The following is an 18866-nucleotide window of genomic DNA, read 5'->3' as shown; positions in this document are numbered from 1 at the left end:
CCAGGGCCGCGAGGGCCTGCCCGCACGCGTTGTGGCACCACTCCGGCGTACCGCCTTTTTCAGCCATGTCCTCCGCTTGCTGTGATCTCCTGATCATGCGCCCGGGGACACTGGTGGATGGGCATGGCCCGGACAAAGCCGGATCGCCTCGCTCCGGATAGCCGTCGCAGTCCGGTGGTCGACAAGCGGTGGTCGACAAGATTGCATAAACGTGCGGAGAAACGTATAGTCATGCCATCGAGGAGGAGGATTCCATGGCGGTACGTGCGGCAGTGGCCGGAGCGAGCGGATATGCGGGCGGGGAACTGCTGCGTCTGCTCCTGGCGCACCCCGAGGTCGAGATCGGCGCCCTGACCGGCAACTCCAACGCCGGACAGCGTCTCGGCGCGCTCCAGCCGCACCTGCTGCCGCTCGCCGACCGGATACTCCAGGAGACCACCGCCGAGGTCCTCGCCGGACATGACGCCGTCTTCCTCGCGCTGCCGCACGGGCAGTCCGCCGCGGTCGCCGAGCAGCTCGGCCCGGACGTACTCGTCGTCGACATGGGCGCCGACTTCCGGCTGAAGGACGCGGCAGACTGGGAGACCTTCTACGGCTCCCCGCACGCCGGCACCTGGCCCTACGGGCTCCCCGAACTGCCGGGTGGCCGCGCCGCGCTGGAGGGGTCCAAGCGCATCGCGGTGCCCGGTTGCTACCCGACGGCCGTCTCGCTCGCCCTGTTCCCGGCCTACGCCGCCGGTCTGGCCGAGCGCGAGGCCGTGATCGTCGCCGCCTCCGGCACCTCCGGCGCGGGCAAGGCGCCCAAGCCGCACCTGTTGGGCAGCGAGGTCATGGGCTCCATGTCGCCGTACGGCGTGGGCGGCGGCCACCGGCACACGCCGGAGATGATCCAGAACCTCAGCGCGGCGGCGGGGGAGCGGGTCCGCGTCTCGTTCACCCCGACACTCGCCCCCATGCCCCGTGGCATCCTCGCCACGTGCAGCGCGACCGCGAAGGACGGCGTCACCGCCGAGTCCGTCCGCGCCGCCTACGACAAGGCGTTCGCCGACGAGCCCTTCGTCCATCTGCTCCCCGAGGGGCAGTGGCCCGCCACGGCGTCCGTCTACGGTTCGAACGCCGTTCAGGTGCAGGTCGCGTACGACGCGGCAGCGAACCGCATCATCGCGATCAGCGCCATCGACAACCTGACCAAGGGCACCGCGGGCGGTGCCGTCCAGAGCATGAACCTCGCCCTCGGTCTCGACGAGACCACCGGGCTCTCCACGATCGGAGTCGCGCCTTGAGCGTCACGGCAGCCAAGGGATTCACGGCCGCGGGCATCGCCGCCGGAATCAAGGAGAACGGCAACCCGGACCTGGCCCTCGTGGTCAACACCGGGCCGCGCCGCGCCGCCGCCGGTGTCTTCACCTCCAACCGTGTGAAGGCGGCCCCCGTGCTGTGGTCCGAGCAGGTGCTCAAGGGCGGCCAGGTGTCGGCTGTCGTCCTCAACTCCGGCGGCGCCAACGCCTGTACGGGGCCGAAGGGGTTCCAGGACACCCACGCGACCGCGGAGAAGACCGCCGAGGTGCTCGGGCGCGGCGCCATCGAGGTGGCCGTCTGCTCCACCGGCCTGATCGGCGTGCTGCTGCCGATGGACAAGCTGCTGCCCGGCGTCGAGACCGCCGCCGCCCAGCTCTCCGAGCACGGCGGTGAGAAGGCCGCCATCGCCATCAAGACCACCGACACCGTCCACAAGACGTCCGTCGTCACCAAGGACGGCTGGACCGTCGGCGGCATGGCCAAGGGCGCGGGGATGCTCGCCCCCGGACTCGCCACCATGCTGGTCGTCCTCACCACCGACGCCGACCTCGGCGATGACGTCCTGGACAAGGCCCTGCGCGCCGCCACCAAGGTCACCTTCGACCGCGTCGACTCCGACGGCTGCATGTCGACCAACGACACCGTGCTGCTGCTCGCCTCCGGCGCCGCCGAAGTGACCCCGGCCTACGAGGAGTTCGCCGAAGCCGTCCGCGCGGTCTGCGACGACCTCGGCCAGCAGCTGATCCGGGACGCCGAGGGCGCCAGCAAGGACATCAAGGTCGAGGTGATCAACGCCGCGACCGAGGACGACGCCGTCGAGGTGGGCCGCTCCATCGCCCGTAACAACCTCCTCAAGTGCGCCATCCACGGCGAGGACCCCAACTGGGGCCGGGTGCTCTCCGCGATCGGCACCACCGCCGCCGCCTTCGAGCCCGACCGACTGAACGTGGCCATCAACGGCGTATGGGTGTGCAAGAACGGCGGCGTGGGCGAGGACCGCGAGAAGGTCGACATGCGCTACCGCGAGGTGCACATCGTCGCCGACCTCGCCGCCGGCGCCGAGACCGCCACCATCTGGACCAACGACCTCACCGCCGACTACGTCCACGAGAACAGCGCCTACTCCTCATGAGCAATCCGACGCGGAAGCACACCGCTCTGCCCAAGGCCCAGACCCTCATCGAGGCGCTGCCCTGGCTCGTGCGGCACAACGGCAAGACCGTCGTCATCAAGTTCGGCGGCAACGCCATGATCGACGAGAACCTGAAGGCCGCCTTCGCCCAGGACGTCGTGTTCCTGCACCACGCGGGCCTCAAGCCCGTCGTCGTGCACGGCGGCGGCCCGCAGATCAGCGCCGCCCTCGACAGGCACGGCATCGTCAGCGAGTTCAAGGCCGGCCTGCGCGTCACCACCGAGGACGCCATGGACGTCGTACGGATGGTGCTGGCCGGACAGGTGCAGCGCGAGCTCGTCGGGCTGCTCAACCAGCACGGCCCGCTCGCCGTCGGCCTGACCGGCGAGGACGCGCACACCATCACCGCCACCCGGCACCAGCCCGAGATCGACGGCGAGCTCGTCGACATCGGACGGGTCGGCGAGATCACCGACATCGACACGGGCGCGATCGAGGCCCTGCTGGCCGACGGCCGGATTCCCGTCGTCTCGTCGATCGCCCGTTCCCAGGACGACCACCATGTCTACAACGTCAATGCTGATACGGCGGCTGCGGCACTCGCTGCCGCGCTGGGCGCCGAAACCCTCATGGTCCTCACGGACGTCGAGGGCCTCTACGAGGACTGGCCGAACTCCGACGAGGTGATCAGCCGCCTCACCGCTTCCCAACTGGAGAAGCTGCTGCCGGAGTTGAGCGCCGGGATGGTCCCGAAGATGGAGGGCTGCCTCCACGCCGTGCGGGGCGGCGTGCAGACCGCGCGCGTCATCGACGGCCGGGTGCAGCACTCCATCCTGCTGGAGATCTTCACCGACGAAGGAATCGGCACGATGGTCGTGCCGGACGCATCTGAGGGGGCTGCCGGATGACCGGGACCACGGCGAACGCGGAGTACGCCCAGCGGTGGCAGGGCTCGCTCATGAACAACTACGGCACCCCCCGGCTCCCGCTCGTGCGCGGGGAGGGCCTGAAGGTCTGGGACGCCGACGGCAAGCAGTACCTCGACTTCGTCGGCGGCATCGCGACGAACGCGCTGGGCCACGCCCACCCCGCGATCGTCGAGGCGGTCAGCACCCAGATCGCGTCCCTCGGCCACATCTCCAACTTCTTCATGGCCGAGCCGACCGTCGCCCTCGCCGAACGGCTCCTGCAGCTCTTCGGCCGGGACGGCAAGGTCTTCTTCTGCAACTCCGGAGCAGAGGCCAACGAGGCCGCGTTCAAGATCGGCCGGCTGACCGGGCGGACCCATGTCGTCGCCACCGAGGGCGGCTTCCACGGCCGCACGATGGGCGCCCTCGCGATGACCGGCCAGGCCGGCAAGCGGGAGCCGTTCCTGCCGCTGCCCGGTGAGGTCACGCATGTGCCGTTCGGCGACGCGCAGGCACTGGCCGCCGCGGTCACCGAGGAGACCGCACTGGTCGTCATCGAGCCCATCCAGGGCGAGCTCGGGGTCGTGGTGCCGCCGGCCGACTATCTGAAGGCGGCGCGGGCGATCACCGCCGCCACCGGCGCGCTGCTCGTCCTCGACGAGGTGCAGACCGGCATCGGGCGCACCGGGCACTGGTTCGAGTACCAGGCCCACGAGGGCGTGCTGCCGGACATCGTCACCCTCGCCAAGCAACTCGGCGGCGGGCTGCCGCTGGGCGCGACCGTCGCCTTCGGGCGGGCCGCGGACCTGCTTCAGCCCGGCCAGCACGGGACCACCTTCGGCGGGAACCCGGTCGCCTGTGCCGCGGGACTGGCCGTCGTGGACACCATCGCGAACGACGGGTTGCTGGAGAACGTCAAGCGGCAGAGCGAGAAGTTGCGCGACGGGATCGAGGGACTCGGCCACCCGCTGATCGACCATGTCCGGGGCGCGGGACTGCTCCTGGGTATCGTGCTCACCGAGCCGCTCGCCGCCAAGGCACAGCAGGTGGCTCAGGACGCCGGATTCCTGGTGAACGCGCCCGCCCCCGATGTCGTACGGCTCATGCCGCCGCTGAACCTCGGGGACGACGAGGTCGACGCGCTTCTCCAGGCCCTGCCCGGCATCCTTGACGGGGCCGGCGCGGCCGACGGGGACGGATGATCCGGGGAATGAGACGACGATGAGTCAGGCACACGACCACGAGCACAACGGGGCCGTCGGGCCTGCCGTGCCCCAGACCCGCACCGCACGTCACCGCCGGATCGTGGACATCCTCAACCGGCAGCCCGTGCGCTCGCAGAGCCAGCTGGCGAAGCTGCTCGCCGACGACGGGCTGAGCGTCACCCAGGCGACGCTCTCCCGGGATCTCGACGAGCTGAACGCGGTGAAGATCCGCAACACCGACGGCGACCTGATCTACGCGGTGCCCAGCGAGGGCGGGTTCCGTACGCCTCGGGCGCCGCTGGGGGAGTCGGCGAAGGAGGAGCGGATGCGGCGGCTGTCGCAGGAGCTGCTCATCTCCGCGGAGGCCTCCGCGAACCTCGTGGTCCTGCGGACCCCTCCGGGGGCGGCGCAGTTCCTGGCCTCGGCCATCGACCAGGCCGAGCTGCACGACATTCTGGGGACCATCGCCGGTGACGACACCTTGATGCTGATCAGCCGGAACCCCACGGGCGGGCAGGCGCTGGCCGATCACATGCTGAGGCTGGCGCAGAACGGCCACTGACGGGGGGCGGCAGGGGTCGCGGTCGTCCGCCGAACGCGAGCGGTGGGCGGCCGGGCGCGCAGTTCCCCGCGCCTGCGAGGGCGTTGCCCTTGCCCCCGTCCCCGTTCATCCGAGCCGGGACGCCAGTCCCCCCGTGCACCGCACCTCGTCGCCGCCCGTGATCAGCAGGGCCTCCACGTCCGGCAGCGACTCCAGCCAGCGCAGGCCCTGCCGGGAGCCCATGGCGAAGGCGGCCGTGGCCCAGCAGTCGGCCCAGGTCAGATGCGGGGCCACCACGGTCACCGCCACCAGGTCCGTCACCGCCGAGCGCCCCGTGCGCGGGTCGACGATATGGGTGCCGCGTTCCGCCGTACCGGAGGTGGCCACCGCCAGCTCGTCCAGCCCGGCGGCGGAGATCACCGCGGCGAGGCCGCCCGGGCGGATCGGGTCGGTGACACCCACCCGCCAGGGCCGCTGGGCACCCGGATGGCCGAGGAGCTGGACGTCGCCGCCGCCGTTGACGCTCACGCCGCTCACTCCGGGGACGGCGGCGAGGCGGCGGGCGGCCCGTTCGACCGACCAGCCCTTGACGATGCCGGTCGGATCCACCCGGCCCCCGTACGACGTGCTGAACCAGCCCTCGCTGGTCCGCTCCGCCACGGCGCCCAGGTCGAGCACCTCGGCGACCTCCGGGGCGCACTCGCCGACGGTCAGCTCCCCGCGCGCCAGCCGCGATACCTGGCTGTGGTCGCGGTACGTGCTGAACACCTCGTCGACCCGGCGCAACCCGGCGACCGCCTCATCCAGTGCCGACCGCACGTCGTCGGGATCCCCGCCGCGGACGTCGAAGGAGAAGACCGTCCCCATGACCTCCTCCGCACGACGTACCGCGGCGGGAGCTTGTGCCGGCTCGGCCACCGTGTCAGCCACCGGTCTGGTCCAGCGCCGACTGGAGGGACTCCTTGTAGCCGGCGCTGGTGTAGGTCGCCCCGGACACGGCGTCGATGTCGGCGCTGCCCGCCGCCACGGCCGCCTGATTGAGCTTGGGCACGGCGTTGTTGGTGACGCTGGTGCTCTGCCCGCCGCTCGGCGCCTGGACCGCCTCGGCCTTGGTGATCTTGCCGCCGCTGACCGTGACCCGCACCTGGACGGGCCCGTACTGGGTCTGGGCGACGCTGCCGGTGACGGTACGGGCCTGGGCGGCGCCCGACCCTTGGGAACCGGAGCCCTGAGAGCCCGAGCCCTGGGAGCCTGAGCCCTGGGACCCGGACCCGGCGCTCGCCTTCGCCTTGTCCACGGCCGACTGGAGGGACTTCTCGTAGCCGGCGCTGGTGTACGTCGCCCCCGACACCGCGTCGATGTCGGCGCCCTGCGCGGCGACCGCCGCCTGGTTGAGCTTGGGCACGGCGTTCGCGGTGATCTGGTCGCTCTGGCCGCCCTTGGGAGCCTGCACCGCCTCCGCCTGGGTGATCTTGCCGTTGCTCACGGTCAGCCGTACCTGCACGGCCCCGTACTGGGTCTGCGCCGCGTCACCGGTGACCGTGCCGCTCCCGGCCGCCTGCGCGCCGCCCTGCGGGGACTGCGCCGCCACGGGGGGCGCCGCGCCGCCCGCGGCCTGCGCGGACCCCGGGTCGGTCGCCGGTTTCAGCGACAGCAGCAGCACGATGCCGGACACGGTGGCGGCGCCGGCCAGCACGACCCGCCGGATGGGGTGACTCTTCCTCATCGCTCCTACAGCTCCTGAAGTCCGAAATCTGTGGTGTGACGTCCCGTCGCTCACATCTCGAACGACTCGTGATGGATACGGCGGGCGGGCACACCCGCGCCGCGCAGGGCTTCGTACACGGACTGCGCGAAGCCGGGCGGCCCGCACATGAACACGTCGTGCTTGTCGATGTCCGGCAGCTTCTGCTGCAACCGCTCCGCCGAGATGTCGGGCCGTTCCCCGTCCGGGCTGTTGACCGCGTACATCAGCCGGGCGCCGCGCTCGTCGGCGATGGCCGACAGCTCGTCCCACAGCGCCAGGTCCTGGGTGCTGTTGGCCCGGTAGAGCAGGGTGATGTCACCGGACGCGCCGGGCAGCGTCTCGAACAGGGCCCGCATCGGCGTGATGCCGACGCCGCCCGCCACCAGCAGCACCTTGCCGCGGCTGCGGCGCTGGGCGGTCAGCGCGCCGTAGGGGCCCTCGGCCCAGACCTTGGTGCCGGGCTTCAGATCGCGCAGCCGGGAGGTGTGGTCGCCGATCGCCTTCACCGTGATCCGCAGCATGTCCGGGCGGGGCGCCGCCGACAGCGAATAGGGGTGGGAACTGAACCGCATCCCCGGCGCCTTGAACCGCCACCGGAAGAACTGCCCGGCCTCCGCCCCCATCCGGTGCAGCTTGCGCCCGCCGATCAGCACCGACACGATGCCCGGCGTCTCCTCGATGACCGCCTCGACATACATCCGGTGCCGCAGGTTGAGGCGGATCGGGGTGAGGATCCGGTACCAGACGACCAGCGCGGTCACGGCTCCGTACAGCCCGTACCAGAAGGTCTTCGCGGCCGGCTCGACGGCGAACTCGTTGCCGGTGGTGATCTGGTGCCAGAACGTCAGGTACACCGCCGCGTACGTCAGCAGGTGCACGTGGTACCAGCTGTCGTAGGGGATACGGCGGCGGATGCCCCCGATCGAGATGAACGCGATGACGAACAGCAGCCCGGTGCCGATGGCCGCCTTGCCCATGTCCGGCAGCGTGTTGACCGAGTCGATCGTCTGCTGGACGACGTCCCCGAGCGTCTTGCCCGCCTGGAGCGCGTACGCCCACATGGTGAGGAAGACATGGGCGATGACCAGGCACACGGTGTACCGCCCGCTCATCGCGTGCCAGCGCGCCACCCGGTCCGAGCCGACCCGTCGCTCCAGGGCGGGCACCCGGGCCATCTGGAGCACGACGAGCGCCATCAGATAGCCGGCGAGCAGACCGGTGATCCGCCCGGCGGCCAGGATCTTGGCGGTGTTGTCCGCGAGGGAGGGCGTGTTGTCCCACCACAGCCACAACACCGCCGCGGCGCCCGCCCATAGGGCGATCACCAGCGGGACGGCCGGGGAGCGGCGCGGTCGGATGCGGCGCATCGTCTGGCGGCGGGCGGCACGGCCGCCTGCGAGCGTGGTGGTCACGGTTCCTCCGGGGACGGGAGCAAGGGGCGATCGACGTGGTCCCTCGGCCCAGAGATACGCGCGGGGCGGTCCGTGTGTTCAGTTGTGCGGTGTGTCGTGTGCTCGGTGGTGTGCGGATCGGGGCGCGTGTCTCAGACGTTCGCAGGCGGGAGGGGCAGCGGCAGGCCGGGCAGGCCGTCCAGGCTGGTCGCGATGTGCTGCTTCTTGGCGAAGTACGCGCTCAGCGACTCGGTGTCCTCGCGCGCGAACCGCCTGGCGTGCAGGTCGCGGTCCTCCTCGTACGTCATGAGGGGCACCGCGTACCCGCAGGAGTCACGGACGAGTTCGGCCCGCACCAGGATGATCGCGCGCAGGCCGTGCAGGGAGGGGTCGATGTCGGGGAAGTGCCCGAGCAGCTCCGCGAACCGTGGGTCGTCGCGCAGGACGGCCTCGCCGCGGCCGTGCACCCGGACGATGTTGGGCGGCCCCTGGAAGGCGCACCACATGAGGGTGATCCGGCCGTTCTCACGCAGATGAGCCACCGTCTCGGCGTTGGACCCGGCGAAGTCGAGGTAGGCCAGGGTGAGTTCGTCGAGGACGACGAAGGAGCCCTTGAGGCCCTTGGGGGAGAGGTTGACCGTCCCGTCCCCGTCGAGGGGAGCGGTCGCCGTGAAGAAGATGGGCTGCTCCTCGATGAACGTGCGGAGCCTGCCGTCTATGCGTTCATAAGTTTTTCCCACGTCCACCGAGTATGGACGTCGATTGTTCGTTTGTCTAAAGAATTAGAAGAAACGAGAGTGTGCTCGCCGGTCCCACGGCCCGCGTCACCATGGCCGCCCCGGCCGGCGTGCCAACGGGGCGGCCATGGCTGCCTGTCACGCCCCTCGGTCGGCGTGCAGGCGGCGAACGCCTCCGGTCCCGCGGGCTCGGCACTCGCGCGGGCCGACGGCGGTCTCGATGCCTGCGTTCGGTGAGGAGAGGTACGGGAGGGCTGCTGTCGGCGTTCAAAGGGGTGGGGAACCTCCCTGCCTTTTGACGAATCATGCATTGCACTGCATACTCATGCAGGAGAGGGGTGCGCGCGTCCAGGGCGCGGAGCCCGCGACGCACTAACCTGACGACCGCCTCCCCGTTCACGCCACGGGGAGGCGGTGCCACACCCGGAACCTCCCAAGGAGCGCAGCGAGTGAGCAGCAACAGCGGTGACGTACGGCTTTGGGGCGGCCGTTTCGCCGACGGTCCCGCCGAGGCCCTGGCCAAGCTGTCCGCGTCCGTCCACTTCGACTGGCGGCTGGCGCCGTACGACATCGCCGGGTCGCGTGCCCACGCGCGCGTGCTGCACAAGGCGGGGCTGCTCACCGAGGGCGAGCTGACCCGGATGACCGCCGGGCTCGACCAGCTGGAGGCGGACGTCGCCGACGGCTCCTTCGTGGGCACCATCGCCGACGAGGACGTCCACACCGCCCTGGAGCGCGGCCTGCTGGAGCGCCTCGGCCCCGACCTCGGCGGCAAGCTGCGCGCCGGCCGGTCCCGCAACGACCAGGTCGCGACCCTCTTCCGGATGTATCTGCGCGACCACGCCCGGATCGTCGGCGGTCTGATCGCCGACCTCCAGGACGCGCTGATCGGCCTCGCCGAGGCCCACCCGGACGTGGCCATGCCCGGGCGCACCCACCTCCAGCACGCCCAGCCGGTGCTCTTCGCCCATCACGTCCTCGCCCATGTCCAGTCCCTGTCCCGGGACGCCGAGCGGCTGCGCCAGTGGGACGAGCGGACGGCCGTCTCCCCGTACGGCTCGGGCGCCCTGGCCGGTTCCTCCCTCGGCCTGGACCCGGAGGCGGTGGCGAAGGACCTCGGCTTCGAACACGGCTCCGCCGCCAACTCGATCGACGGCACGGCCTCCCGTGACTTCGTCGCCGAGTTCGCCTTCATCACCGCGATGATCGGCGTCAATCTCTCCCGGATCGCCGAGGAGGTCATCATCTGGAACACGAAGGAGTTCTCCTTCGTGACCCTGCACGACGCGTTCTCGACGGGCTCGTCGATCATGCCGCAGAAGAAGAACCCGGACATCGCGGAGCTGGCGCGCGGCAAGTCGGGCCGCCTGATCGGCAACCTGACGGGTCTCATGGCCACGCTCAAGGCCCTGCCGCTCGCGTACAACCGCGACCTCCAGGAGGACAAGGAGCCGGTCTTCGACTCCATCGACCAGCTGGAGGTCCTGCTGCCGGCCTTCACCGGCATGATGGCCACGCTCACGGTCCACCGCGAGCGCATGGAGGAACTGGCTCCGGCCGGCTTCTCCCTGGCCACCGACATCGCCGAGTGGCTGGTCAGGCAGGGCGTGCCCTTCCGCGTCGCGCACGAGGTCGCCGGCGAGTGCGTCAAGGTCGCCGAGGCCGAGGGCAAGGAGCTGGACGACCTGACGGACGAGCAGTTCGCGAAGATCAGCGCCCATCTGACGCCGGAGGTGCGGACGGTGCTCAATGTGCCGGGCGCGCTGGCCTCCAGGAACGGCCGTGGCGGTACGGCGCCGAGCGCGGTCGCCGTCCAACTGGCCGAGGTGAAGCAGGACGTGGCGGTGCAGCACGAGTGGGCGGCGGCCAGGCAGGGCTGACGGCGACGCCCTCTGCCGTCAAGGTCATCGCGGGTTAGGTTGGTCGGAAGCCGTACCGGAGCCGACCGAAACGGAGCCCGCGATGCCCTTCGCCCGACTGGCCGCAGCGACAACTCCCACCTGCCACATCGGCCTCGGCCTCGCCGCGGTCGGCCGCCCCGGCTACATCAACCTCGGCCGAGACCAGGATCTCGGGGAGAACCGCAGCGTCGAGGCGCTGCGCACCCGCACCCACGAACTCCTCGACGCCGCCTACGCCCAGGGCGTCCGCTACTTCGACGCCGCCCGCTCCTACGGCCGCTCCGAGGAGTTCCTCGCCGAGTGGCTGAACGCCCGTCCCTCGTTCGACGACATCGTCGTGGGCAGCAAATGGGGATACACCTACACCGCCGGCTGGTCCACCGACGCCGAGAAGCACGAGGTCAAGGAGCACACCCTCCAGGCCTACGAGCGTCAGCGCGCCGAGTCCGACGCCCTCCTCGGCACCCGTCTCGACCTCTACCAGATCCATTCGGTGACCCCGGACAGCCCCGCCCTCACCGACAAGGACCTCCACGCCAGGCTCGCAGAAGCCGCCGCCGAGGGCCTGACGATCGGCTTCTCCACCAGCGGCCCCGCCCAAGCGGCGGCGATCCGCGCCGCCCTCGCCGTGACGGTCGACGGCGAGCCCCTCTTCCGTACCGTCCAGTCGACGTACAACGCCCTGGAGACCTCGGCCGGCCCCGCCCTCGCCGAGGCGCACGACGCCGGGCTCACCGTGATCGTCAAGGAGGGAATGGCCAATGGGCGGCTCGCGGACCCGTACGCGCCGGCCGCGCTGAAGGCCGTCGCGCAGGAGACGGGTCTGGGCTGCGACGCCGTCTCGCTCGCCCTGATCCTGCGCGAGCCGTGGGCCGGTGTGGTCCTCTCCGGTGCGGCGACGACCGTCCAGCTCGTGTCCAATCTGCACGCCGCCGCCGTGGACCTCGACGAGTCCCAGCTGGAGCGGCTCGGCTCGCTGGCCGAGGAGCCGGGCGCGTACTGGGAGCGGCGCGGGCAGCTGCCCTGGCACTGAGCACGGCACGGGCGGCGCCCCGCTGCTTCACTTGACGCAGACCCCGCTGATCGGCGACGGGACTCGGGGGCGACGTACGCCGGATCTGAGTCGCACATGCCTACTGTGAGACATCAATGTCTCACATGCGCTACCCTTGTCTCATGGCCGTCGACCGTGATCACGTACTGCGCACCGCCGCGGCCCTGCTGACCCGCAAAGCCACCGCGACCATGGACGAGGTCGCCAAGGGCGCCGGGATCAGCCGGGCCACGCTGCACCGCCACTTCGCCGGGCGCGACGCGCTCGTGAGGGCGCTGGAGTCGCTCGGCATCGCCGAGTGCGAGGCCGCGCTGGACGCGGCCGACCTGGACTCGGGCACCGCGACCGACGCCGTACGCCGTCTCGTGCGCGAGGTCGAGCCCGCCGCCGGACTGCTCGCCTTCCTCTACACCGAGAACCAGCTGTTCGAGGGCGAGGAGCAGAACGCGGGCTGGACCCGGATCGACGACCGCATCGCCGCCCTGTTCCGGCGCGGACAGCTGAGCGGCGAGTTCCGTATCGACCTCACCCCGGTGTGGCTCACCGAGGCGCTGTACGGGCTGATGGCCTCCGGCGCCTGGCTGGTGCACAGCGGCAAGGGCGCGCCCAAGGACTTCCCACACATGATCGTCGAGCTGCTGCTCGGCGGCGCACTTCGGAGAGAGGAATCATGACCAGCACCTTGCAGCCGGCCGGCGCGACCGAGGCGGTGAAGCGTCCCGGGCGCTGGCTCGCGCTGTCCGTCCTCGTGCTCGCCGTGCTGCTGGTGGCCGTCGACGCGACCGTCCTCGGTCTCGCGACCCCTTACATCAGCGAGGACCTGAAGCCCTCCGGCACCCAGCTCCTGTGGATCGGCGACGTCTACTCCTTCGTGATCGCCGGTCTGCTCGTCTCGATGGGCAGCCTCGGCGACCGCATCGGCCGCAAGCGGATCCTGCTCGTCGGCGCCACGGCGTTCGGTGCGATATCCGTGCTCAACGCCTATGCGACGACACCGGAGATGATGATCGTGGCCCGGGCGCTGCTCGGCGTCGCGGGCGCGACCCTGATGCCGGCCACCCTCGCCCTGATCCGCAATCTCTTCCACGACCCGCGCGAACGCAGCCTCGCCATCGGCATCTGGGGCGCGACCGCCTCCGCCGGTACGGCCGTCGGACCGATCGTCGGCGGCTTCCTGCTCGAACACTTCTGGTGGGGCTCGGTCTTCCTGATCAACCTGCCCGTGATGGCGGTCCTGGTCCTGGTCGGCAGCAAGCTGCTGCCCGAATCCCGGAACGCGAGTGCCGGCCCCTGGGACCTGATCAGCGTCGCACTGTCGCTCATCGGCATGGTCGGCATCGTGTACGCCGTCAAGGAGGCCGCCACGCACGGGCTCACATGGGCCACGACCGCCGTGGGCCTGCTGGGCGCCGCCGCGCTGTACGGCTTCGTACGCCGCCAGCTCACCCTGCCGACCCCGCTGCTGGACATGCGGCTGTTCCGTCACCGCGGTTTCAGCGGCGCGGTGCTGGCCGACCTGCTGACCATCCTCGGCCTGTCCGGCCTGGTGTTCTTCCTCTCCCAGTTCCTGCAACTGGTGCAGGGCCGGGGTCCGTTGGAGGCGGGTCTGGCCGAACTGCCCGCCGCGATCGGCGCGGTCGTCGCCGGTCTGATCGCCGGCCGGGTGGCGCGCCGCTACTCGGTGCGGGCCGTCGTCTCCGGCGGTCTCGCGGCCATCGGCCTCGCCCTCGCCGTGCTCACGGTGGTCGACCGCACGACCGGCTACCCCCTGCTCGGGGCGGCCCTGCTGGTGGTCGGCGTCGGCGCGGGCTTCTCCTTCACGGTCACGTCCGACGTGATCCTGTCGTCCGTGCCGAAGGAACAGGCGGGAGCGGCGTCCGCGGTGTCCGAGACTGCGTACGAGCTGGGCGCGGCACTGGGCATCGCGGTGCTCGGCTCGATCGTGACCGGCGTCTACCGGGACTTCAGCGGCCCGGCGGGCACCCCGGCCGAGGCCCATGAGTCACTGGGCGGCGCGGTGGAAGCGGCGGCAGGGATGCCGGCCCACGCTTCGCAGACGATGCTGGACGCGGCCCGCGGCGCCTTCGTCGACGGCCTCGCGCTGGCGGCGGGAGCGGGTGCGGCCGTACTGCTCGCGGCGGCGGTGGCAGCGTGGTTCCTGCTGCGAGGCCAACGGCTGGAGAACGCGGCCTGAGGCCTCGATCCACCGCTTTCGGGACCGCGTCCGATCCCTCCAGGGGCGCGGGGAACTGCGCGCCAAGCCGGCACGGACCCGCAGCCGAGAACAGTGCACGGCCTTCTCGGCTGCGGGGCTGCCGAGCCAGTGGCGTGCCTGGTGTCGACGTCCTTGCAGGGGCGCGGGGAACTGCGCGCCAAGCCACGACGGAACCCGCAGCCGAGAACAGTGCACGGCTTTCTCGGCTGCGGGGCTGCCGAGCCAGGGATGTGCCTGGTGTCGACGTTCTTCCAGGGGCGCGGGGAACTGCGCGACCAGCTACGACGGACCCGCAGCCGAGAACAGTGCACGGCCTTCTCGGCTGCGGGGCTGCCGAGTCAGTGGCGTGCCTGGTGTCGACGTCCTTCCAGGGGCGCGGGGAACTGCGCGACCAGCCACGACGGACCCGCAGCCGAGAACAGTCCGCCGCGCCCCCGACCTCCTACCCGCCGAACCCAGCGGAGCTACGCCGCTTCCTTGGCCTTGCTCGCGTACATGTCCACGTACTCCTGCCCCGACAGCCGCATGACCTCCGCCATCACCGAGTCGGTCACCGCCCGCAGCACATAGCGGTCCCGGTCCATCCCCTCGTACCGCGAGAACTCCATGGCCTCGCCGAAGCGGACCGTCACCTTGCGGGGCCGGGGCATTCCCGCCCCGCCCGGCTGGATCTTGTCGGTGCCGATCATGGCGAAGGGAACGACCGGCGCACCCGTCATCAGCGTCAGACGGGCGATGCCCGTACGGCCCCGGTACAGCCGCCCGTCGGGTGACCGTGTGCCCTCGGGGTAGATGCCGAAGACCTTGCCCTCCTCCAGGATCCGGCGCCCGGTCATCAGGGCCGCGACCCCGCCCCGGCCTCCGTCCCGGTCGACCGGGATCATGCCCACGCCGGTGAAGAACCAGGCCATGAGTCGGCCCTTGAGGCCCTTGCCGGTGACGTACTCGTCCTTGCCGATGAACAGGACCTGACGGTCGCAGACCAGCGGCAGGATCATCGAGTCGATGAAGGTGAGGTGGTTTCCGGCCAGGATGACCGGACCGTCGCCCGGGATGTGCTCCGCGCCCTCCACCTGTGGGCGGAACATCAGGCGCATGATCGGTCCGAGCACTGCCTTGATGAGCGCGAAGCGGGACAACGGGCCCTCCGGTGTCAAGGGGTTCTGTATAAGTCTGTGCAGGTGAGGACGATACTCGCGGTCCCGGGGGTCCCGCACATCGGGTGGGCCGACTTCACCGAGGTCTTACGCACTGTTGACGCACGTTTACCTGCGGTGCCGCGCCGACGAGGGCACGCAACGCGCCCGTCACGATGTGACGGACATCGCCCCGGGGGCGTACAGGACGACTCCCCAGTATCGCCGGTCCGAATCCGACGGCCCGTCACCACTCCCTCCCCGTACGACATCCAGCGTCACCGGCGAGTTTCGCCGGATGTCTCCCATCGGTCATGTACACGCACCTACGATCGGCCCGCACCGAACGGAAAGACGGCAGGGAGGGCCTCATGGCAACGCAGGAGAACGAGCAGACGGGCGCGACCGGACGGCGGATGCTTCTCGGCGCGGCCGTGCTCGGCGCGGGCGGAGCGGTCCTCGGCCTGTCCGGTACGGCGAGAGCCGCCGAGGCCCGGCACGGTGGCGGCGGCGGGCTGCGCGGTCTGCCCAGGCCGACGATCATCGGCCACCGCGGCGCCAGCGGCTACCGGCCCGAGCACACCCTCGGCGCCTATCAGCTGGCCCTGGACATGGGCGCCGACATCGTCGAGGCGGGCGACCTGGTGCCCACCAAGGACGGCCACCTGGTCTGCCGGCACGAGCCGGAGATCGGCGGCACGACCGACGTAGCGGACCACCCCGAGTTCGCCGGCCGCAGGAAGACCAAGCTCCTCGACGGCGTCTCCACCACCGGCTGGTTCACCGAGGACTTCACACTCGCCGAACTGAAGACCCTGCGCGCCACCGAGCGCATCCCGGCCAACCGTCCGCACAACACCCTCTACGACGGCCGCTGGGAGATCCCCACCTTCGAAGAGGTCCTGAAGTGGCAGGACGAGCAGAGCCGCAGGCGCGGCAAGCAGGTGTGGATCTACCCCGAGCTCAAGCACCCCACCTACTTCCGGGGGCAGGGCCTCCCCCTGGAGGAGCGGGTCGCCAAGGTGCTGCACAAGCACCGCAAGGACCGGCGGAACGCACCCGTCGTTCTCCAGTCCTTCGAGCCGACCAGCATCCAGCGCCTGAACAAGCTGGTCGACAACCCGCTGGTGGTCCTGCTCTCCGGCGCGGGCACCCGGCCCTGGGACTTCGTCGAGACGGGTGACCCGCGCACGGTGGCCGACCTGATCAAGCCGGCTGGCCTCAGGGCAATCGCCTCCTACGCGCAGGGCATCGGCCCCACCCTGGACCTGGTCATCCCCAAGGACGCGAACGGCAACCTCACCACGCCCACCACCCTGGTCAGCGACGCGCACAAGGTCGGCCTGCTCCTGCACCCCTACACGATGCGCAACGAGAACCCCTTCCTCCCGGCGAACTTCCGCAAGGGCACCGACGCCGACGCCTACGGCGACGTCTTCGGCGCCTACCGGGCGTACTTCGCGACCGGCATCGACGGTGTGTTCACCGACCACCCGGACACCGGCCTGCTGGCCCGCGAGGACTTCGTCAACGGCTGAGCGGTCCGACCCGGTTGGGGTGAGTGACGGCCGTCCGGGCAACCCGGCACCCGGGCGGCGGCGTCGTGCCGCTTATGACGGACGACCTCGTTGCCGCCCTGCGCCCGCTGCTCGTCGCGGAAGCCTCTGCCGAGGCAGCAGCCTGCGGAGCCGAGCCGGGCGACCTGGAACAGGCGGTGTGGCTCCGCCTGCTGGAGCGCCTCGGCTCGCACGGCCCGCCCACGGACCCGCCGGGCTGGCTGCGCCGGGCCGTGCGCTCCGAGGCCCGCCGCAGCCGCCGTACGGCCCGACGGGAGCAGCCGTACGAGAACGAGCCCGCGGACGCGGGCGCCGGTGACCCGGAGCACCTCGCTCTCACCGCCGCCCGCCACCGGGCCCTGCGCGCGGCGGTGCGCCGGCTGCCCGGCCGCTGCCCCCGCCTCGTGGCGGCCCTGCTCTCCCCGGAGGACCTGACATACCGGGAAATCGCGGGGGAGTTGGGTATCTCACAGGGCAGTCTCGGACCGGAACGTTCCAGATGCCTGGGATGTCTGCGCCGATTGCTCACGCCGGAGGTTGCGGCCCGCGGAGCGCGGGGATAGGAGTGGGGGACGACAGGCGATCAGGTGAGCGGGAGGCGTGCGCACATGGGCATGAGCGTGACCATCTCTGCGGCGACCGAGCAGGACGCGGAGCAGATCTTCAGGTTGCAGTACCTGTGCTTCCAGAGCGAAGCGGCGCTGTACGGGAACTACCGCATCGACCCGCTCGTCCAGACCCTGGACTCGGTCCGCGCCGAGGTCGCCGGGGACTGCGTCTTCGTCGCCCGGCTCGGCGACGAGGTCGTCGGCTCGGTCCGCGGCAGCGTCACCGCGGACGGCGCCGCCGCCATCGGCAAGCTCTGCGTCCACCCCCGCCTCCAGGGCCACGGCATCGGCGCGCGGCTGCTGCGCGCGGCCGAAGGAGCCCTGGCCGAGCAGCGCGGAGCCAGGACGTTCCGCCTGGAAGCGGGCCACCGCAGCGAGGGCAGCCTCCGTCTGTACCGCAAGGTCGGCTACGAGGCGGTGGGCACGGCCCAGGGCGCGGACGGCGTACCGATGATCGTCCTGGAGAAGACCGCGGGCGCGTACGCGACCACCGCGTGACCATGGCGCCCTGAGGGCGCGCGGGGACTGCGCGACCGTACGACGAAGATCACGAAGATCACGAAGATCACGACGACGGGCGCAGCCGCCTGAGAAGCCTCAGGCGGCGTCCCCATGAGGCGCACGCCTGCGCAGCCAATACAGCGCGGACAGCGGCAGGAGCACCGGAATGAAGAGGTAGCCCATGCCGTAGTCGGACCACACGGTCGCGTCGGGGAACGCCGACGGCTCGATCAGCGTCCACGTGCCGACCGTCACCACGCCCAGCAACTCCGCGGCGCAGCACACCACCGCCGCCCTGCGGGCCCGCTCCCCGCCTCGAACCAGGGTGTACGTGATGAACCCGTACACGAGTCCCGCCATCGCCGACAGCGCATAGGCGAGCGGGGCCCGGTCGAACTCCGTCGCGATCTGGTACGCCGAACGCGACACGGCCCCGACGACCATCACGCCGTACAGCCAGACCAGCAGGATCCCCGGCCCGCTGATCAGCCGCGTCGGCTTCTGCTCCGCCACGGCCACCTCAGCCTCCCCAGATGTCATGGAGCCGCACCTGAAGCACGGCGAGCACCACACCGCCCGCGGCGACCGTCACCGAACCCCACTTGCTGCGCTCGGCCAGCGACATGAAACCGGCGGCCGGGACGCACGCGAACGCGCCCAGCAGATACGCCACGAAGATCGTCGTGCCCTGTTCCGGCTTCTCGCCCCGCGCCAGCTGCACGATCCCGACCACCAGTTGCACCAGCGCCAGCACCGTCACCACGGCCATGCCGATGAAGTGCCAGTCCTTCGTCGGCTGATCTCGGTGGGCCGCCCACCCGCACCAGGCGGCGAGCAGCAGCGCGGCGACGCCGGTCACCAGCGTCAGGGCATCAAGCATGTGGCGAGCCTATTACGGTCCGAACGGCCCGATGCGGTCACCCCCGGCGGGCACC

Annotated in this window: 19 protein-coding genes; 12 read left to right on the top strand and 7 right to left on the bottom strand. The window is 71.0% G+C overall.

The window, feature by feature from the left end:
- The first annotated feature begins 254 nt into the window (after window positions 1–254).
- From argC to ACHBTE_RS07525, 5 genes are read left to right on the top strand one after another with little or no spacing between them, the layout of a single operon-like run.
- Window positions 255–1283 (top strand): N-acetyl-gamma-glutamyl-phosphate reductase, encoded by a 1029-nt coding sequence (argC, locus tag ACHBTE_RS07545; RefSeq protein ID WP_394722690.1) that lies wholly within the window; start codon window positions 255–257, stop codon window positions 1281–1283.
- Window positions 1280–2431: a bifunctional glutamate N-acetyltransferase/amino-acid acetyltransferase ArgJ gene (argJ, locus tag ACHBTE_RS07540; protein WP_394722689.1), complete on the top strand. Its 1152-nt coding sequence runs from the start codon at window positions 1280–1282 to the stop codon at window positions 2429–2431. Before argC ends, argJ begins: the two co-directional genes overlap by 4 nt.
- Window positions 2428–3339 (top strand): acetylglutamate kinase, encoded by a 912-nt coding sequence (gene argB / locus ACHBTE_RS07535; protein WP_394722688.1) that lies wholly within the window; start codon window positions 2428–2430, stop codon window positions 3337–3339. Before argJ ends, argB begins: the two co-directional genes overlap by 4 nt.
- On the top strand, window positions 3336–4541 hold the full coding sequence (locus ACHBTE_RS07530; protein WP_394722687.1) for an acetylornithine transaminase: 1206 nt from the start codon (window positions 3336–3338) through the stop codon (window positions 4539–4541). The genes argB and ACHBTE_RS07530 overlap by 4 nt, the downstream gene beginning before the upstream one ends.
- A gap of 19 nt (window positions 4542–4560) precedes the next feature.
- Window positions 4561–5106 (top strand): arginine repressor, encoded by a 546-nt coding sequence (locus tag ACHBTE_RS07525; RefSeq protein WP_394722686.1) that lies wholly within the window; start codon window positions 4561–4563, stop codon window positions 5104–5106.
- 105 nt (window positions 5107–5211) lie between these two features.
- Here ACHBTE_RS07525 and ACHBTE_RS07520 read toward each other — a convergent pair whose 3' ends face one another.
- The 4 genes from ACHBTE_RS07520 to ACHBTE_RS07505 form a co-directional block, all read right to left on the bottom strand.
- Window positions 5212–6015, bottom strand: a complete 804-nt coding sequence (locus ACHBTE_RS07520; RefSeq protein ID WP_394722684.1) for an FAD:protein FMN transferase — start codon at window positions 6013–6015, stop codon at window positions 5212–5214.
- Window positions 6008–6811, bottom strand: coding sequence for an FMN-binding protein (locus tag ACHBTE_RS07515; RefSeq protein ID WP_394722683.1), 804 nt, complete (start codon window positions 6809–6811; stop codon window positions 6008–6010). The genes ACHBTE_RS07520 and ACHBTE_RS07515 overlap by 8 nt, the downstream gene beginning before the upstream one ends.
- A 50-nt stretch (window positions 6812–6861) precedes the next feature.
- Window positions 6862–8244 (bottom strand): ferric reductase-like transmembrane domain-containing protein, encoded by a 1383-nt coding sequence (locus ACHBTE_RS07510; RefSeq protein ID WP_394722681.1) that lies wholly within the window; start codon window positions 8242–8244, stop codon window positions 6862–6864.
- A gap of 131 nt (window positions 8245–8375) precedes the next feature.
- Window positions 8376–8963 carry a pyridoxamine 5'-phosphate oxidase family protein gene (locus ACHBTE_RS07505; protein WP_394722680.1) on the bottom strand — a complete coding sequence of 196 codons (588 nt, stop codon included), beginning with the start codon at window positions 8961–8963 and terminating at the stop codon, window positions 8376–8378.
- Between the two features lie 446 nt (window positions 8964–9409).
- Between ACHBTE_RS07505 and argH the strand changes: the two genes are divergently transcribed.
- The 4 genes from argH (at window position 9410) to ACHBTE_RS07485 (ending at window position 14109) form a co-directional block, all read left to right on the top strand.
- Window positions 9410–10840, top strand: a complete 1431-nt coding sequence (gene argH, locus ACHBTE_RS07500) for an argininosuccinate lyase (RefSeq protein ID WP_394722679.1) — start codon at window positions 9410–9412, stop codon at window positions 10838–10840.
- An 82-nt stretch (window positions 10841–10922) separates the two neighbouring features.
- Window positions 10923–11894: an aldo/keto reductase gene (locus ACHBTE_RS07495; protein WP_394722677.1), complete on the top strand. Its 972-nt coding sequence runs from the start codon at window positions 10923–10925 to the stop codon at window positions 11892–11894.
- A 143-nt stretch (window positions 11895–12037) separates the two neighbouring features.
- On the top strand, window positions 12038–12589 hold the full coding sequence (locus ACHBTE_RS07490; protein ID WP_394722676.1) for a TetR/AcrR family transcriptional regulator: 552 nt from the start codon (window positions 12038–12040) through the stop codon (window positions 12587–12589).
- Complete coding sequence (locus ACHBTE_RS07485; RefSeq protein ID WP_394722674.1) at window positions 12586–14109, top strand: MFS transporter; 1524 nt, start codon at window positions 12586–12588, stop codon at window positions 14107–14109. Before ACHBTE_RS07490 ends, ACHBTE_RS07485 begins: the two co-directional genes overlap by 4 nt.
- Window positions 14110–14594: 485 nt before the next feature.
- Here the strand turns inward: ACHBTE_RS07485 and ACHBTE_RS07480 are convergent, their stop codons facing one another.
- Entirely contained in the window at window positions 14595–15269 is a 675-nt protein-coding gene (locus ACHBTE_RS07480; RefSeq protein ID WP_274237642.1) for a 1-acyl-sn-glycerol-3-phosphate acyltransferase, read from the bottom strand.
- A gap of 368 nt (window positions 15270–15637) precedes the next feature.
- On the opposite strand from ACHBTE_RS07480, the gene ACHBTE_RS07475 reads away from it, so the two are divergent.
- The 3 genes from ACHBTE_RS07475 (at window position 15638) to ACHBTE_RS07465 (ending at window position 17928) form a co-directional block, all read left to right on the top strand.
- The gene (locus tag ACHBTE_RS07475; protein WP_394722673.1) at window positions 15638–16804 is read left to right on the top strand and encodes a glycerophosphodiester phosphodiesterase; all 1167 of its coding nucleotides are present in this window, start codon (window positions 15638–15640) and stop codon (window positions 16802–16804) included.
- A 74-nt stretch (window positions 16805–16878) separates the two neighbouring features.
- On the top strand, window positions 16879–17385 hold the full coding sequence (locus ACHBTE_RS07470) for an RNA polymerase sigma factor (RefSeq protein WP_394722672.1): 507 nt from the start codon (window positions 16879–16881) through the stop codon (window positions 17383–17385).
- Window positions 17386–17430: 45 nt separating this feature from the next.
- Entirely contained in the window at window positions 17431–17928 is a 498-nt protein-coding gene (locus tag ACHBTE_RS07465) for a GNAT family N-acetyltransferase (protein ID WP_394722671.1), read from the top strand.
- Between the two features lie 99 nt (window positions 17929–18027).
- Here the strand turns inward: ACHBTE_RS07465 and ACHBTE_RS07460 are convergent, their stop codons facing one another.
- Both ACHBTE_RS07460 and ACHBTE_RS07455 read right to left on the bottom strand, forming a co-directional pair.
- A complete protein-coding gene (locus tag ACHBTE_RS07460; RefSeq protein WP_394722670.1) occupies window positions 18028–18471 on the bottom strand; it encodes a hypothetical protein in 444 nt (147 codons plus the stop codon).
- Window positions 18452–18811, bottom strand: a complete 360-nt coding sequence (locus ACHBTE_RS07455) for a hypothetical protein (RefSeq protein ID WP_394722669.1) — start codon at window positions 18809–18811, stop codon at window positions 18452–18454. The genes ACHBTE_RS07460 and ACHBTE_RS07455 overlap by 20 nt, the downstream gene beginning before the upstream one ends.
- Between the last annotated feature and the right edge of the window lie 55 nt (window positions 18812–18866).

It is taken from the genome of Streptomyces sp. M41, from assembly GCF_043673425.1.
In the GTDB taxonomy this organism is placed as follows: Bacteria; Actinomycetota; Actinomycetes; order Streptomycetales; family Streptomycetaceae; genus Streptomyces.
This window is presented reverse-complemented; position numbering and strand designations above follow the sequence as displayed.

Coding starts and splice junctions, on each gene's coding strand:
- ACHBTE_RS07470 (WP_394722672.1), top strand. CDS start 16,879: ATGACGGACGACCTCGTTGCCGCCCTGCGCCCGCTGCTCGTCGCGGAA.
- ACHBTE_RS07475 (WP_394722673.1), top strand. CDS start 15,638: ATGGCAACGCAGGAGAACGAGCAGACGGGCGCGACCGGACGGCGGATG.
- ACHBTE_RS07465 (WP_394722671.1), top strand. CDS start 17,431: ATGGGCATGAGCGTGACCATCTCTGCGGCGACCGAGCAGGACGCGGAG.
- ACHBTE_RS07455 (WP_394722669.1), bottom strand. CDS start 18,811: ATGCTTGATGCCCTGACGCTGGTGACCGGCGTCGCCGCGCTGCTGCTC.
- ACHBTE_RS07530 (WP_394722687.1), top strand. CDS start 3,336: ATGACCGGGACCACGGCGAACGCGGAGTACGCCCAGCGGTGGCAGGGC.
- ACHBTE_RS07485 (WP_394722674.1), top strand. CDS start 12,586: ATGACCAGCACCTTGCAGCCGGCCGGCGCGACCGAGGCGGTGAAGCGT.
- argB (WP_394722688.1), top strand. CDS start 2,428: ATGAGCAATCCGACGCGGAAGCACACCGCTCTGCCCAAGGCCCAGACC.
- ACHBTE_RS07525 (WP_394722686.1), top strand. CDS start 4,561: ATGAGTCAGGCACACGACCACGAGCACAACGGGGCCGTCGGGCCTGCC.
- ACHBTE_RS07495 (WP_394722677.1), top strand. CDS start 10,923: ATGCCCTTCGCCCGACTGGCCGCAGCGACAACTCCCACCTGCCACATC.
- ACHBTE_RS07490 (WP_394722676.1), top strand. CDS start 12,038: ATGGCCGTCGACCGTGATCACGTACTGCGCACCGCCGCGGCCCTGCTG.
- ACHBTE_RS07515 (WP_394722683.1), bottom strand. CDS start 6,811: ATGAGGAAGAGTCACCCCATCCGGCGGGTCGTGCTGGCCGGCGCCGCC.
- argC (WP_394722690.1), top strand. CDS start 255: ATGGCGGTACGTGCGGCAGTGGCCGGAGCGAGCGGATATGCGGGCGGG.
- ACHBTE_RS07460 (WP_394722670.1), bottom strand. CDS start 18,471: ATGACATCTGGGGAGGCTGAGGTGGCCGTGGCGGAGCAGAAGCCGACG.